General features: G+C 74.1%; 12 protein-coding genes and 1 riboswitch. All 12 genes read left to right on the plus strand.

All coding sequences use genetic code 11. The annotated features are described in order from the left end of the window. The first annotated feature begins 278 nt into the window (after positions 1 to 278). Positions 279 to 2,624, plus strand: coding sequence for a phosphoribosylformylglycinamidine synthase subunit PurL (purL, locus tag CWIS_RS06075; RefSeq protein WP_048342358.1), 2,346 nt, complete (start codon positions 279 to 281; stop codon positions 2,622 to 2,624). 211 nt (positions 2,625 to 2,835) lie between these two features. Then, positions 2,836 to 2,953: riboswitch (SAM riboswitch) on the plus strand. Positions 2,954 to 3,391: 438 nt separating this feature from the next. Then, on the plus strand, positions 3,392 to 4,519 hold the full coding sequence (locus CWIS_RS06080) for an LLM class flavin-dependent oxidoreductase (protein ID WP_231583683.1): 1,128 nt from the start codon (positions 3,392 to 3,394) through the stop codon (positions 4,517 to 4,519). Between the two features lie 10 nt (positions 4,520 to 4,529). Beyond that, positions 4,530 to 5,909: an NtaA/DmoA family FMN-dependent monooxygenase gene (locus CWIS_RS06085; protein ID WP_048342360.1), complete on the plus strand. Its 1,380-nt coding sequence runs from the start codon at positions 4,530 to 4,532 to the stop codon at positions 5,907 to 5,909. 57 nt (positions 5,910 to 5,966) lie between these two features. Continuing rightward, the gene (locus CWIS_RS06090) at positions 5,967 to 7,631 is read left to right on the plus strand and encodes an ABC transporter substrate-binding protein (protein WP_048342361.1); all 1,665 of its coding nucleotides are present in this window, start codon (positions 5,967 to 5,969) and stop codon (positions 7,629 to 7,631) included. Beyond that, complete coding sequence (locus CWIS_RS06095; RefSeq protein WP_048342362.1) at positions 7,631 to 8,584, plus strand: ABC transporter permease; 954 nt, start codon at positions 7,631 to 7,633, stop codon at positions 8,582 to 8,584. Before CWIS_RS06090 ends, CWIS_RS06095 begins: the two co-directional genes overlap by 1 nt. Next, positions 8,584 to 9,588, plus strand: a complete 1,005-nt coding sequence (locus tag CWIS_RS06100) for an ABC transporter permease (RefSeq protein WP_082156263.1) — start codon at positions 8,584 to 8,586, stop codon at positions 9,586 to 9,588. Before CWIS_RS06095 ends, CWIS_RS06100 begins: the two co-directional genes overlap by 1 nt. Then, positions 9,585 to 11,354, plus strand: a complete 1,770-nt coding sequence (locus tag CWIS_RS06105; protein WP_082156257.1) for an ABC transporter ATP-binding protein — start codon at positions 9,585 to 9,587, stop codon at positions 11,352 to 11,354. The genes CWIS_RS06100 and CWIS_RS06105 overlap by 4 nt, the downstream gene beginning before the upstream one ends. Beyond that, positions 11,351 to 12,193 (plus strand): DUF1684 domain-containing protein, encoded by an 843-nt coding sequence (locus CWIS_RS06110; RefSeq protein ID WP_053071578.1) that lies wholly within the window; start codon positions 11,351 to 11,353, stop codon positions 12,191 to 12,193. Before CWIS_RS06105 ends, CWIS_RS06110 begins: the two co-directional genes overlap by 4 nt. Beyond that, a complete protein-coding gene (locus tag CWIS_RS06115; protein WP_048342363.1) occupies positions 12,190 to 13,269 on the plus strand; it encodes an amino acid ABC transporter permease in 1,080 nt (359 codons plus the stop codon). The genes CWIS_RS06110 and CWIS_RS06115 overlap by 4 nt, the downstream gene beginning before the upstream one ends. Beyond that, positions 13,266 to 14,051 (plus strand): amino acid ABC transporter ATP-binding protein, encoded by a 786-nt coding sequence (locus tag CWIS_RS06120; protein ID WP_048342364.1) that lies wholly within the window; start codon positions 13,266 to 13,268, stop codon positions 14,049 to 14,051. The genes CWIS_RS06115 and CWIS_RS06120 overlap by 4 nt, the downstream gene beginning before the upstream one ends. A gap of 101 nt (positions 14,052 to 14,152) precedes the next feature. Beyond that, positions 14,153 to 15,184 carry an ABC transporter substrate-binding protein gene (locus tag CWIS_RS06125; protein WP_048342365.1) on the plus strand — a complete coding sequence of 344 codons (1,032 nt, stop codon included), beginning with the start codon at positions 14,153 to 14,155 and terminating at the stop codon, positions 15,182 to 15,184. Positions 15,185 to 15,266: 82 nt separating this feature from the next. After that, positions 15,267 to 15,935, plus strand: a 669-nt coding sequence (locus CWIS_RS19275) for an FAD-dependent oxidoreductase (RefSeq protein ID WP_048342393.1), incomplete at its 3' end; no start/stop codon positions are given.

The following is a 15,935-nucleotide window of genomic DNA, read 5'->3' on the forward strand; positions in this document are numbered from 1 at the left end:
TGTCGGCCGCGAAACGCCGGTGAGGCAACTGTCGTCACCCGAAGGGCGGAACGACACGTGTCACCCCTTGGTGGCCTGCGGTGGGACCGCCCTGGCCCGCCGCGCGCTCGCCGCCGGCCCGTCTCGCGCCGCGCCCGCCTCGTCGCGCGCCCCGGTCGCGGGTCTGGACAGCCGTTCGGGCGGCCGCGGAGCGTCGCTATCCTGGGCCCGTCCGCCGACGACGGCCGTGCGTCCTGCCGACCAGCGCAGGCCGCGAGCGATCTCGCCCAAGGGAACCGATGACCTCCGCACCCGCGCGCCCCAGCAGCGACCAGCACTACGACACGGTCGAGGGCGCCGCCGCGACCCCCGACCTCGCGCAGCCGTACGCCGAGCTCGGACTCAAGCCCGACGAGTACCAGCGCATCCGCGACATCCTCGGGCGGCGCCCCACGGCCGCGGAGCTGGCCATGTACTCGGTCATGTGGTCCGAGCACTGCTCGTACAAGTCCTCCAAGACGCACCTGCGGCAGTTCGGCGACAAGACGACGCCGGCCATGAAGGAGCACCTGCTCGTCGGGATCGGCGAGAACGCGGGCGTCGTGGACATCGGCGACGGCTGGGCGGTCACGTTCAAGGTCGAGTCGCACAACCACCCGTCGTACGTCGAGCCGTACCAGGGTGCCGCCACGGGCGTCGGCGGGATCGTGCGCGACATCATCTCGATGGGCGCGCGCCCGGTCGCGGTCATGGACCAGCTGCGCTTCGGCGCGATCGACCACCCGGACACCGCCCGCGTGGTGCACGGCGTGGTCGCGGGCGTCGGGGGCTACGGCAACTCGCTCGGCCTGCCGAACATCGGCGGCGAGCTCGTGTTCGACCCCAGCTACCAGGGCAACCCGCTCGTCAACGCGCTGTGCCTGGGTGTGCTGCGGCACGAGGACATCCACCTGGCCAACGCCTCGGGCACGGGCAACAAGGTCGTGCTGTTCGGCGCGCGCACCGGCGGTGACGGCATCGGCGGTGCGTCGATCCTCGCGAGCGAGACCTTCGACGACACCAAGCCGTCCAAGCGGCCCTCGGTGCAGGTCGGCGACCCGTTCATGGAGAAGGTGCTCATCGAGTGCTGCCTCGAGCTGTACGCCGCGCGCGTCGTCGAGGGCATCCAGGACCTGGGTGCCGCCGGTATCTCGTGCGCGACGTCCGAGCTCGCGTCCAACGGTGACGGCGGCATGCACGTCGACCTCGAGAACGTGCTGCTGCGCGACCCCACCCTGACGGCCGGCGAGATCCTCATGTCGGAGTCGCAGGAGCGCATGATGGCGGTCGTCACGCCCGCCAAGCTGGACGAGTTCCTCGCGATCACCGCGAAGTGGGACGTCGAGACGGCGATCATCGGCGAGGTCACGGGCACGGGTCGCCTGACGATCGACCACCACGGCCACCGCATCGTCGACGTCGACCCGAAGACCGTCGCGCACGAGGGTCCGGTGTACGACCGCCCGTACGCGCGTCCCGCGTGGCAGGACGGCCTGAACGCGGACACGTCCGCGTCGCTCGCGCGTCCGACGAGCCCCGACGAGCTGCGCGCGACCGCGCTGCGGCTGCTCGGCTCGCCCAACCTGGCCTCGAAGTCGTGGGTGACCAAGCAGTACGACCGCTTCGTGCAGGGCAACACGGCGCTCGCGCAGCCCGACGACTCGGGGGTCGTGCGCGTCGACGAGACCACGGGTCTCGGCGTCGCTCTCGCGACCGACGCCAACGGCCGCTACGGCAAGCTCGACCCGTACACGGGCGCGCAGCTCGCGCTCGCGGAGGCGTACCGCAACGTCGCGACGACGGGTGCGCGCCCGCTCGCCGTGACGGACTGCCTCAACTTCGGCAGCCCCGAGCACCCCGACTCGATGTGGCAGCTCGTCGAGGCGATCCGCGGCCTGGCCGACGCGTGCCAGGTGCTCGAGGTCCCGGTGACCGGCGGCAACGTCTCGCTCTACAACGGCACGGGCGAGCCCGGCCTGATCGACTCGGCGATCCACCCGACGCCCGTCGTCGGCGTGCTGGGCGTGCTCGACGACGTGGCCGCCGCGGTGCCCTCGGGCTGGACCGCGCCCGGCATCGCGGTCTACCTGCTCGGCACGACGCGCGCCGAGCTCGACGGCTCCGCGTGGGCCGACGTCGTGCACGACCACCTCGGCGGCCTGCCGCCCGCGGTCGACCTGGCGGCCGAGCGTCGTCTCGGCGCGGTGCTGCAGAACGCGGCGCGCGACGACCTGGTGGACGCCGCGCACGACCTGTCGGAGGGCGGTCTGGTCCAGGCGCTGCTCGAGTCCTCGCTGCGGTTCGGCGTGGGCGTGCGCGTCTCGCTCGACGCGCTGTGCGAGCGCGACGGCGTCACGCCGTTCGAGGCGCTGTTCTCGGAGTCCACGGCGCGTGCGCTGGTCGCCGTGCCGCGCTCGGAGGAGGTGCGCTTCGCCGACCTGTGCGTCGCGCGCGGCGTGCCGGCACTCAAGCTGGGCCAGACGGCCGACGTCGCGACGGGCGACGAGGAGGCGGGCCCCGCCGTCGAGGTCGAGGGCCTGTTCACGATCCCGCTGGCCGAGGCCGGCGAGGTCTTCGAGGCGACGCTCCCGCGCCACTTCGGCTGACCACCCCTGCTCGGACGAAGCCCGCGGTGCCGCTCGGTGCGGCCCGCGGGCTTCGTCGTCCCTGCGCGCGTCAGGGTCGTGCGGGGTCGCCCGACGATAACCCGACTTATTCAGTCCAGATTGTGGGACCGACGGGATGCGCCGTTGACTCCGTCCGGCCCCACCCCTAATTTCTGACCAACGCAGTCCGGATTGTCGGTCTGCGGACAGAGGTCATGAGCTCCGACGCGTAGCCCCGGCTGGTCGGACGGCAACCCTCCCGCGCGGCGGGGTGCCCCGGGTGAGGACCTGGCTCGAGCGGCACCCGCCGTCCGAGCAACGCGCCAGACCCCGGACAGGGGACGAAGGAGACCGCACGCATGAGCACGAGGAGCCTGACCGCGGACGTCCGCGCCACGCACCTGTGCACGCGCTGTCGCGTCAGGTGCGCCGCCGAGAGCTGTCGCTGAGACGACGTCCCGCGCACCGGGGCCCGCGGGCCACACCGCTCGTCGCCGGCGCTGACCGGCGCTGACTGGCGCCGTCCTCCCGGACCGCGCCCGTCTGGGCGGGCCACGCCGGCGCCGGCGACCTTCCCACCCACCACCTGACGGCCCCAGCCGTCCGGTCCTGCGCGCGTGCGCCGACCGCGGCGTCCTCGCCGACGGCAGGCGGGCCCGCGGCACGCCACGGACCACCGATCACCCGCCGCGCACGCGGCCTCGAGATGGAGCCCTTCGATGTCCCAGCACTCCCACCCTCGCTCGCGCTCGGACCGCACTCGGTCGGTGCACCTAGGCGTCGACCTCACCGACGCCGGTGCGCACCCCGCCGCCTGGCGCACGCTCGGCTCGCAGGCGCAGCGGCTGTTCGACGCGCAGCGCCTGGACGCCCTCGTCGCGACCGCGCAGCGCGGCCTGCTCGACCTCGTCGCGTTCGACGACGCGTTCTCGCTGCAGCCCGTGACCCGCCACGGCGTGCAGGGACGGCTCGACGCCGCGCTCGTCGCCTCGCGCCTGGCGCCCCGCTCGGCGGGCATCGGTCTGGTGCCGACGATCGACACGACGCACACCGAGCCGTTCCACGTCTCGAAGGCGGTCGCGACGATCGACCACGTCAGCAGGGGGCGCGCCGCGTGGCAGGTCGGCTGGTCGACGACGCAGCAGGCGACGGACGCGTTCGGGCGCAAGGCCGCGCAGGACGAGGTCGACGCGATCGACGAGGCGGGCGAGGTGATCGACGTCGTCGGCCGGCTGTGGGACTCGTGGGAGGACGACGCGGAGATCCGGGACCAGGCCACGAGCCGGTTCGTGGACCGCGACAAGCTGCACCACGTCGACTACGAGGGCATCCGGTTCGCGGTCAAGGGTCCGTCGATCACGCCGCGGCCGCCGCAGGGCCGGCCGCCGGTCGTGGTGACGGCGACGAGCGACGAGGCGCTCGCGTTGGCCGCGCGCCGGGCCGACGTGGTGCGCCTGCGCGCGACGAGCCTCGACGACGCGCTCGCCCAGCGCGCGCGGCTGGACGACCTGGCGGGCGACGCGGGCCGCAGCACCGACGAGGTGCGCGTGCTCGTCGACACGTACGTCGTCCTGGCCGACGACGAGTCGAGCGCGCGTGCGCGCCTCGAGCTGCTCGACGACCTCGAGCCGTCGTCGTGGGCGACGGACTCGCTCGTGCACGTGGGGACGGCCGGTGCGCTGGCCGAGACGATCGAGACGTGGGTCGCGGCGGGTGCCGTCGACGGCTTCCACGTGCGGCCGTCGTCGCTGTCCACCGACCTCGACGTGCTTGTCCACCGGGTCGTGCCGATCCTGCAGAGCGCAGGACTGTTCCGCACCGCCTACCCGGGTCGCACGCTGCGCGACACGCTCGGTCTGACGCGTCCCGCCAACGTGTTCGCCGCGACGGCCTGAGGGCGGGGCCATGACGACGCGACCGCGCAAGCAGATCCACCTGGGCATCCACTTCCCGGGGGTCAACAGCACGACCGTCTGGAGCGACCCGGACTCGGGTAGCCAGATCGACTTCGACTCGTTCGAGCACCTCGCGACGCGCGCCGAGGCCGCCAAGCTCGACTTCTTCTTCCTCGCCGAGGGTCTGCGCCTGCGCGAGCACAAAGGGCGCATCCACGACCTCGACGTCGTCGGCCGGCCCGACACCCTCCCCGTGCTCGCGGCGATCGCGGCGGTCACCGAGCGCATCGGGCTCGCGGGGACGATCAACACGACGTTCAACGAGCCGTGGGAGCTCGCGCGGCAGTTCGCGACGCTCGACCTGCTCTCCGGTGGTCGCGCCGCGTGGAACCTGGTGACGAGCCCGGACGCGTTCACGGGCGAGAACTTCCGGCGTGGCGGGTACCTCCCGTACGCCGAGCGGTACGAGCGCGCCGCGGAGGTCGTGCGGGTCGCCCGCGCCCTGTGGGACTCGTGGGACGACGACGCGGTGCTCGCGGACACGGCGACCGGCCGGTTCCTGCGCGACGCCGGCGTGCGTGAGGTGGTGCACGACGGCACGCACGCGCAGGTCCGGGGGACGTTCACGACGCCGCGCGGGCCACAGGGTCATCCGGTGCTGTTCCAGGCGGGCGACTCGGCGCAGGGCCGGGACTTCGCGGCACGCACCGCGGACGTCATCTTCTCGATGCACTCGACGTTCGAGGCGGGCCGTGCGTTCTACGACGACGTGCAGGCGCGCCTCGTCGCGAACGGCCGCACCCGTGGGGACCTGAAGATCCTCCCGGCGACGACGGTCGTCATCGGCCAGACAACCGACGAGGCGCACGAGCGCGCCGAGCACATCCGGCGGCAGCAGGTCTCCGGCCCGACCGCGATCGCGTTCCTCGAGCAGGTGTGGGGCCGTGACCTGACGGCCTACGACCCGGACGGCCCGCTGCCGGAGGTCGATCCCGACGTCGAGAACATCTCGATCACGCGCGGTCGGGTGCGCCACACCACCGACCCGCTCGCGGTCGCCCGCGCGTGGCGTGAGCAGGCCGAGGCGAACCGCTGGTCGATCCGCGACCTCGTGATCCGCACGACGACCCGCGGCTCGTTCGTCGGAACGGCGCAGCAGGTGGCCGACGACCTGGACAGGCACGTCCAGGAGGACGCCTCGGACGGCTTCATCCTCGTCCCGCACCTGACGCCGCACGGCCTCGACGACGTGCTCGACCAGGTGATCCCGCTGCTGCAGGAGCGCGGCTCGTTCCGCTCCGACTACACCGGCCCGACCCTGCGCGACCACCTGGGCCTGGCCCGCCCCGATCCGGCGTCGCAGCACGCGGCGGCCGAGCTCACCGCCTGACCGGACCAGCGCTCTGCCCGTTCATCCCCCGGCCTTCGGGCCCCTCGAGAGGACATCATGACCAGCACCGTCGACCGCCGCCGCACCCGCTACCGGGTGCTGGCCGCCTCCTTGCTCGCCCCCGCCCTGCTGCTGGCCGCCTGCTCGTCGGGCAGCGGCGACCCCGCGGCCGGACCCGCGACGTCCGCGACCTCGACCCCGGATACGGCCACCGCGACCCCGGGCGGGACGCTGCGCTTCGCGCTCGGTGCGTCGCCGTCGGGCGTCGACCCGCAGCAGGTCGGCTCGAACGTGAGCATCTACATCGCGCGCCAGCTCGCGGACTCCCTGACCGACCAGGACCCGGCCACGGGCGAGATCGTGCCGTGGCTCGCGACGAGCTGGGACGTGAGCGACGACCTCACGACCTTCACGTTCCACCTGCGCGACGACGTGACGTTCTCGGACGGCACCCCGCTGACCGCGACCACGGTCAAGGCGAACCTCGACGCGCTCGCGGGCCCGCTCGGCGCGTCGGCGCCGCTCGCGGCGAGCTACCTGGGCGGCTACACCGAGACGCGCGTGGACGACGAGCACACGGTCACGGTCGTGTTCGGCGCACCGAACGCGCAGTTCCTGCAGGCCACGTCGACCGTCTCGCTCGCGATCCTGTCCGACGCCACCGCGACGGCCGACCCCGCCGCACGGCTGCAGGGCGAGGTCGTCGGCTCGGGCCCGTTCGTGCTCGAGAGCTACACGCAGGACCAGGGGGCGGTGATCACGCGGCGCGACGGCTATGCGTGGGCCTCGGAGGTCTCGCGGAACCAGGGCGAGGCGTACCTCGACCAGATCGACTTCACGGTGGTCCCGGAGTCCGGGGTCCGCGCGGGCGGACTCGCGTCCGACCAGTTCGACGCGGTGGGTGACGTGCTCCCGCAGGACGTCGCGCAGGTCGAGGGCGCCGGGGGCTCGGTGCTCACGCGCACGAACCCGGGCGTCACGTTCGTCCTGCAGCCCAACGTGACCGTCGCGCCGCTCGACGACCCGGACGTCCGCCAGGCGCTGAACGTGGCGATCGACCGGCAGCAGCTCGTCGACACGGTGCTCTCGGACGCGTTCAGGCCCGCGACGAGCGTGCTCGCCTCGACCACTCCCGGGTACACGGACCTGTCCGACGACCTCGCGTTCGACGCCGCGAAGGCCGAGCAGCTGCTCGACGGCGCGGGCTGGACGAAGGGCACCGACGGCATCCGCGAGAAGGACGGCGCGAAGCTGAGCGTCGACGTGGTCTACGCACCGCTGTTCACCGGCTCGCAGGCCGTGCTCGAGCTCGCGCAGCAGCAGCTGCGGGCCGTCGGCGTCGACCTGGTGCTGCGCCAGCTCACGCCCGCGGACCAGCAGGCCGTGCTGACCTCGGGCGACTACGACACGTACTACTACAACGTCACGCGCGCCGACGCCGACATCCTGCGCACGCAGTTCTCGTCCGCGGGCCGCAACGTCAACAAGCGTGCGGCCGACGACGTGCTCGACCCGCTCCTCGACTCCCAGCTCGCCACCGCGGACCCGGCGGCGCGAGCGGGCCTCGTCACGCAGGCGCAGCAGGAGATCGTCGACGAGGCGCTGGCGATCCCGCTGTTCGAGCTCGCGCAGTCGATCGGCGTGGCCGGTGACGTGCACGGGGTGGCCTTCGACGCCTCGTCGCGCCTGCTGTTCCACGACGCCTGGATCGAGCAGGCCTGATGAGCGCCTACGTCCTGCGCCGGGTCGCCGCGGCCGTCGTCGTGCTCCTGGCGGCGTTCACGGTCACCTTCGCGGTGCTGTACCTGCTGCCCAGTGACCCGGCGAGCATCATGCTCGACGCGGGCACGGGCGGCGGGGGCGTCGACCCGGCGCAGGCGGAGGCGCTGCGCGAGCGGCTCGGGCTCGACCAGAGCCCGGCCGAGCAGTACGTCGCGGCGCTCGGCCGCACGGCCACGGGCGACCTCGGGACGTCCATCTCCTCGGGTGCGCCGGTCGCGACGCTCATCGCCCAGGCGCTCCCGGAGACGGCCAAGCTCGCGGGGCTCGCCCTGCTGCTGGCCGTCGTCGGCGGGGCCGGGCTCGCCTCGCTCGCCACCTGGACCCGGTCGCCACGGGTGCGCGGGCTGCTCCTCGCGCTGCCGCCGCTGGGCGTCGCGGTGCCGACGTTCTGGGTCGGGCTGGTGCTGCTGCAGCTCCTGTCGTTCCGGGTGCCGGTGTTCCCGGCGGTCGGCAACCAGGGGTTCGCGAGCCTGGTCCTGCCGGCGGTCACCCTGGCCGTCCCGCTGTCGGCGACGATCGCGCAGGTGCTCGCCCAGGGCATGCGCGCGGCGTGGGGGGCGCCGTACGTCGAGACCGCGCTCGCCAAGGGCGCGACCCGCACGCGGGTGCAGCTGCGGCACGTGACCCGCAACGCGGCCCTTCCGGCGCTCACGCTCCTCGGCGTGCTCGTCGGGAACCTGCTCGCGGGGGCGGTGGTCGTCGAGACCGTCTTCTCGCGCCAGGGCTTCGGGCGCCTCGTGCAGGCCGCCGTCACCACGCAGGACATCCCCGTGGTGCTCGGGCTCGTGCTCGTCGCGGCGCTCGTGTTCGTCGTCGTGAACCTCCTGGTCGACCTCGCCTACCCCCTGCTCGACCCGCGCACGGCCGTGACCTCGTACGCAAGGAGCCTGTGATGAGCCTTCTCGGCACCCGCCCCGCCGACGTCGTCGGCGCACGACGCGCGTCCGCCGTCCTGCCGGCGAGCCCCGGACCCGTCAGCACCGGAACGACGAGCACCGGAGCCTCGAGCACCGGGGCGGCTCGGACCACGAGTCTGCGCGCCAGGCCCGGGACCGGCCCCGCGACCGGGCGGCTCGCGCGGGCCCGCCGGCACTCGCTCGCGCGGCCCGGCGCGCTCGTGGCGCTGCTCGTCGTGACGGTCGTGGTCGCGTGGGCGCTCGTGCCCACGGCGTTCACGTCCGCCGACCCGATCACGGGCGTGCCCGCGGACAACCTCCTGCCGCCCAGCGCGGCTCACTGGTTCGGGACCGACCACCTGGGTCGAGACCTGTTCGCGCGCACGGTGCACGGCACGGGCCTGTCGCTGCAGGCCGCCGCGGTCGCGATCGTCATCGCGCTCGGTGCCGGGTCGCTGCTCGGGCTCGTCGCGGGGTTCGTCGGCGGGCGCGTCGACGACGTGCTCATGCGCCTGACCGACGTGCTGCTGGCAATCCCCGGGCTGCTGCTGTCGCTCGCGGTCGTGACCGTGCTCGGGTTCGGGACGCTCAAGGTCGCGATCGCGGTGGGTGTCGCGTCGGTCGCGACGTTCGCGCGCGTCATGCGCGCCGAGGTGCTGCGGGTGCGCAGCGCGACCTACGTCGAGGCGGCGCGGCTCGCGGGCGCTCGTCGTGGCTCGGTCGTGGTGCGTCACGTCGTGCCGAACGCCGCGGGTCCCGTGCTCGCGCTCGCGACGATCGAGCTGGGGACCGTGGTCCTGGCGGTCTCGGCGCTGAGCTTCCTGGGCTTCGGCGCGATCCCGCCGACCCCCGAGTGGGGCTCGCTCGTGGCGGAGGGCCGCAACTACCTCGCGACCGCGTGGTGGTACTCGACGCTCCCGGGGCTGGTCGTCGCGGTCGTCGTGCTGTCCGCCGGGCGCCTCGGCCGCGCGTTCGAGCGCGGGGGGAGGACGGCCCGATGAGCACCCAGACGCCGACGCTGCCGGGCGCACCCGAGGAGACGCACGCACCCGACGCGCGGCCCGTGCTGGCCGTGCGGGACCTGCGGGTCACCTACGACGGCACCGACGGACCCGTCGAGGCCGTGCGCGGCGTGAGCCTCGAGGTGCACCCGGGCGAGGTCGTCGCGCTCGTCGGCGAGTCCGGCTCGGGGAAGTCCACCACGGCGCACGCCGTCGTCGGGCTGCTGCCCGAGACGGGCCGGATCGCCGGCGGGCGAATCGACCTGGGCGACGACGAGCGCACCTCGCTCGAGCTCGCGTCCCTGCCGGTCCGCGCGTGGCCGCGGGTCCGCGGTGCGCGCATCGGGCTGGTCCCGCAGGACCCGGGCGTCGCGCTCAACCCCGTGCAGCGCGTCGGCGACCAGGTCGCCGAGGCCCTGCGCATCCACGCCCGCGCGGGCCGGCGCGAGGCGCACGCGCAGGCGGTCGAGATCCTGCGCGCCGTCGGGATCGACGAGCCGCAGGCCCGCGCCCGGCAGTACCCGCACGAGCTGTCGGGCGGCATGCGGCAGCGCGTGCTGATCGGCATCGCTCTGGCGTGCGAGCCCGAGCTCGTGGTGGCCGACGAGCCGACGAGCGCGCTCGACGTGACCGTGCAGCGCCGCGTGCTCGACCTGCTCGCGGACCTCACGTCGCGCACCGGCACCGCGGTCCTGCTCATCACGCACGACCTCGCCGTCGCTGCGGACCGTGCCGAGCGGATCGTCGTGATGAAGGACGGCGAGGTCGTCGAGACCGGGCCGACCGCACGCGTGCTGAGCGACCCGCAGCACCCCTACACGCGTGAGCTGCTCGCCGCGGCACCGGGCCTGCGTGCGGCGCAACGACCGGGGACCGCACCCCTGCCCGACGAGCGCGACCGGGGCTCGTCGTCCCGGGTGCAGGTCCGCGCCCGCGCGGTCGCGGCGGACCTGCCCACCCCGCCGGCGGGCGGCCTGCTCGTCGTCGACGGGCTGCGCAAGACGTTCCGGATCGGTGGACGCCGCTCGGGCGCGAGCGTGCGCGCGGTCGACGACGTGTCGTTCTCGGTGCCGCGCGGGTCGGCGTTCGCGCTGGTCGGCGAGTCGGGGTCGGGCAAGTCGACGACCGCGCGGCTCGTGCTGGATCTCGAGCGCGCCGACGCGGGCTCGGTGCGGTTCGACGGTGTGGACGTCGCGGGTGCCCGGGGTGACGCGCTGCGCACGCTGCGGCGGCGCACGCAGCTCGTGCACCAGAACCCGTACGCGTCGCTCGACCCGCGCTTCACGGTCGGGCAGGTGGTCGACGAGCCGCTGCGCGCGCACCGCGTCGGCACGGCAGCACAGCGCCGGGACCGCGTCGCCGAGCTGCTCGACCAGGTGCGGCTGCCCGCGGCGCTCGCGCGGCGCCGCCCCGGCGAGCTGTCCGGCGGGCAGCGGCAGCGCGTCGCGATCGCCCGGGCGCTCGCGCTGGACCCCGATCTGCTCGTCCTCGACGAGCCGACGAGCGCGCTCGACGTCTCGGTGCAGGCCCGCGTGCTCGACCTGCTCGCGGACCTGCGCGCGCAGCGCGGCCTGACCTACCTGTTCATCTCGCACGACCTGGCGGTCGTGCGTCAGGTCGCGGACGAGGTCGGCGTCATGAGCGCCGGGCGGCTCGTCGAGACCGGACCGGTCGACCAGGTCTTCGACCACCCGCAGCACCCGTACACCGTCGAGCTCGTCGGGGCGATCCCCGGCCGGCACCACGAACGAGAGGCGATCCGATGACGACGACCCTGCCCGAGAACCCGACCGCCGCTGTGCACGTCGATCAGGACGCGCACGTCGAGTGGGAGCAGTGGCACGCAGCGCGCGAGCGCGAGCTGGCGACGACCCACGGCTGGCTCACGCCCGTGGCCTACCTGCCGCTGCCGTCGCAGCCCGCCGCGTTCGACGGCGTCCCGGGCGTGTGGTGGGCCGACGAGCACGGCGCGCACCACAAGCGCGCCGCCGACGAGCCCGGCGCGGGGACGACGCACGTCGTCGCCGAGGCGGGCTCCTCGATCGTGCAGACGTTCGTGCCCGAGGGCCGCACGGGCGCCGAGGCAGAGGTCGCGGTCGAGCTCGTCCGGCGCACGGGCCGCTACGCGCTGCGCCTGCGCGACCCGCGCGCCGCGGCGCGTGCCGCCTTCACGGGCGTCCCGACGTTCCCGTACGACGCGTCGTGGGTGCTGGACGCGCCGGTCCGCTGGTACGACGAGCCGCGCCCCGTGGTCGTCGGCGCGGCGCGGCCCGGGCTCGTCCACCGCACGACCGTCGTCGGCGAGGTGGACCTGGAGCGCGCGGGCCGCAGCGTGACGCTGCAGCTCACGGGCGGGAAGGGCGGCTCGGCGGCGCTGCTGTTCACCGACGAGGCGCCCGGCCTCGCGCCGTGGCGCGTCCTGACGGTCGAGCGCCCGTCGGACCCGGGCGCGACGGGCTCGCCGGAGACCGCGACCGTCCGCCTGGACCTCAACCGCGCGGTCAACCTGCCGTTCGCGTTCAGCGACCACGGCACGTGCCCCGCGCCGGTGCCCGGAAACCACGTGCCGTTCGCGGTCGCGGCCGGCGAGCGAGCCCCGCGATGAGTACGGTCCAGCTCGCGCAGGACGAGTCGCGCGTGCTCGTGCCGCCGCCGGTGCGGCCCGTGGTCACCGCGGCCGACGAGCCGCCGCTCGAGGAGCTGCGGATCGTCGGCGCCCGGCACCCGGGCCGCTGGCTCGCCACGGGCGTCGTGCTCCTGCTGCTCGCGATGGTCGTGAGCTCGCTCGTGACGAACGAGCGGTGGGAGTGGGATCTCGTCGCGCAGTACCTCACCTGGCCGTCGGTGATCGACGGAGCGTGGGGCACGATCCGGCTCACCGCGGTGGCGTCCGTGGTCGGCTTCACGCTCGGCACGGTGCTCGCGCTCATGCGCCTGTCCCGCTCGCCGCTGCTGCAGGCGGTGTCCTGGACGTACACGTGGGTGTTCCGCTCGGTGCCGCTGCTGCTGCAGCTCCTGCTCTGGTACAACCTCGCCTACCTGTACCCCCACCTGAGCGTGGGCGTCCCGTTCGGTCCCGAGCTCGCGTGGCTCGACACGCTCTCGCTCGTCGACAAGTTCTGGGCCGCGATCCTGGGGCTGGGCCTGTCGCAGGCCGCCTACTCGGCGGAGGTCGTGCGGGCCGGAATCCTCTCGGTGGACCAGGGCCAGCAGGAGGCCGCGGCCTCGCTCGGCATCCCGCGCCGCCGTCAGGTCACGCGGATCATCCTCCCGCAGGCGATGCGCTCGATCGTGCCCACCGCGGTCAACGAGGTGATCGGGCTGCTCAAGGGCACGTCGATCGTCTACGTCCTGGCGTACGGCGAGCTGTTCTACATCGTCAGCGTGATCATGGGCCGCAACGGCCGGATCGTCCCGCTGCTGCTGGTCGCCTCGATCTGGTACCTGGTCCTCACGACCCTCATCACGGTCGTGCAGTACTACGTCGAGCGGTACTACGCCAAGGGCGCGGTGCGCACGCTGCCGCCCACGCCGCTGCAGCGCGTCCGGTGGGCGACTCTGGTGCTCGCCGCCCGGGTCACGGGCCGTCCGGTGCCCGCGAGCGTCCCCCCGGCCTACGCCGCCCGCGCCCGCGTGGGTGTGCTGACCCGCACGCGCCGCAGCGTCGGGGGGCTCGCATGAGTGCGCCGACGAGCGTGGCGCAGCCGGGTCTGGTCGAGGTGCACGGCGTGCACAAGAGCTTCGGCACGCTCGAGGTGCTGCACGACGTGTCGCTGACGGTCGAGCCCGGCTCGGTCACCGTCATCCTCGGACCGTCCGGCTCGGGCAAGTCGACCCTGCTGCGTGCGATCAACCACCTCGAGAAGGTCGACCAGGGCTTCATCGCGCTCGACGGCGAGCTCATCGGCTACGCGCGCAAGGGCCGCACGCTGCGCGAGCTGTCCGAGCGGGAGATCCTGCGCCAGCGCACGCAGATCGGGTTCGTCTTCCAGAGCTTCAACCTGTTCCCGCACCTGACGGCGCTCGAGAACGTGGTCGAGGCGCCGGTCTCGGCGCAGCGCCGCCGTCGCGAGGACGTCGAGCCCGAGGCCCGCGAGCTGCTCGCCCGCGTGGGCCTGGCCGACAAGGCCGACGTCCGCCCGCGTCAGCTCTCGGGCGGCCAGCAGCAGCGCGTCGCGATCGCGCGCGCGCTCGCGCTGCGCCCCACGGTCCTGCTGTTCGACGAGCCGACCTCGGCGCTGGACCCCGAGCTCGTCGGCGAGGTCCTCGAGGTCATCAAGGACGTCGCCCGCACGGGCACGACCCTCGTCGTCGTGACGCACGAGATCGGCTTCGCGCGTGAGGTCGCCGACACCGTCGTGTTCATGGACGCGGGCGTCGTCGTCGAGCAGGGCCCGCCCGACCAGGTGCTCGACGCCCCGCAGCACGAACGCACCCGCAGCTTCCTGCAGAAGGTCCTGTGACCGGCGCGAGCCCGCGTCGGCCCCTGCAGCCGTCCCCCGAGCCCTGGCCACCCGGCCTCCCCGATGCGGCCCACGCCGCACCTGACCGAAAGGCACCTCCCGTGACGACGACGACCCGGCGCACCCGCGCCCGTGCCGTGCCCACGAGGGCGCTCGCCGCGCTCGCCACCGCCTCCCTGCTCGCGCTGACCGCCTGCGCGTCGGTGAGCACCGAGAAGCCGCAGGAGACCCAGAAGGCGGGAGGTGCCGTGACGGCCGCGCCCGCCGCGGCCGGCCTGACCGTGAGCACGAGCCCGGACCAGGACCGCATCCGCACCACCGAGTCCGCCGAGGCGGTCGCGCTGCTGCCGGACGCGTGGAAGAACAAGGACGAGATCGTCGTCGCGATCAGCGCCGGGGCCGCGCCGCCGCTCGGCTTCCTGGCGGACGACGACGAGACGCCCATCGGCAACGAGACGGACATCGCCCAGCTCGTCGCCGACGCGCTCGGCAAGGACGTCCGGATCGAGGTCAAGGCGTGGGCCGACTGGCCCCTCGCGCTGCAGTCGGGCGACGTCGACGCGGTGATCTCCAACGTCACGGTGACCGAGGAGCGCAAGGAGACGATCGACTTCTCGAGCTACCGCAACGACGAGCTCGGCTGGCTCGTCAAGACCGGCTCGGACCTCACGTCCATCACCACGCGCGAGGACATCGCGGGCAAGGTCGTCGCGGTCGGCTCCGGCACCAACCAGGAGAAGATCGTGCTCGAGTGGGACCGCCTCAACCAGGCGGACGGCCTCGAGCCCATCAAGGGCCCGGAGTACTACGAGCAGTTCACCGACGTGCTGCTCGCGCTGCAGTCGGGGCGCATCGAGACGTACGTCGGCCCGAACGCGTCGCTCGCCTACCAGGCGGCGATCTCGCCCGACGACTTCACGGTCGTCGGCACGCTCAACGGCGGCTGGCCGGACACCGCGCAGATCGCGGTCGCGACCAAGAAGGGCGCCGGCGCGGTCGACGCGGTGACCGCGGCCATCAACCACGCGATCGACGACGGCACCTACCTGCAGGTGCTGCAGCGCTGGGGCCTGGAGTCCGAGGCCATCGAGAAGTCCGAGTCCAACCCGCCGGGGCTGCCCAAGACGTCCTGACCGGACGCCACGGGTGCCCGCGCGCCGACTCTCCCGGCGCGCGGGCACCCGCCCCGCACGACCACCACAGGAAGGGACCTCGATGACCGAGCACGTGGACCACCTCGTCGTCGGCGGCGGCGTGATGGGCTCGGCCGCGGCCTGGCAGCTCGCCCGCCGCGGCCGCGAGGTCGTGCTGCTCGAGCGGTTCGGGCCGGGCCACGACCACGGCGCGTCGCACGGCTCGTCGCGCATCTACCGCACGTCGTACCCCGAGCCCGTCTACCTCGACCTCGCCCAGGAGGCGCTCACACTCTGGCGGCTGCTCGAGGCCGAGTCCGACGAGGCGCTGCTCGAGGTCACGGGCGGCGTGAGCCACGCGCGGCCCGACCTGCCCACCGCGCGGCGCACCGAGCAGATCGCGCGGGCGTTCGCCGCGCGCGGCGTCCCGTTCGAGTGGCTCGACCCGGCCGAGGCCGCCCGTCGGTGGCCCGGGATCCGGTTCGAGGGCCGGGTGCTGCACGAGACCGCGACCGCGGGCCGGCTGCACGCCGACCGTGCCGTGAGCGCGTTGCAGAGGCGGGCCGCCGCGCACGGCGGCGACGTCCGGCACGAGACCGCGGTGCGTCACCTCGAGCTCGCGGGCGACCGCGTCCGCGTCGTGACGCAGCGCGGCGAGATCCTCGCGCGCAGCGTGGTCGTCGCGGTGGGTGCGTGGAGCGCCGGCGTGCTGGCGGAGGTGCTGGACGACGCGCGTGACCCGAGCGGCCCG

Origin of the sequence: Cellulomonas sp. A375-1 (genome assembly GCF_001040865.1) — a bacterium.
GTDB classification, from domain to species: domain Bacteria; phylum Actinomycetota; class Actinomycetes; order Actinomycetales; family Cellulomonadaceae; genus Cellulomonas; species Cellulomonas gelida.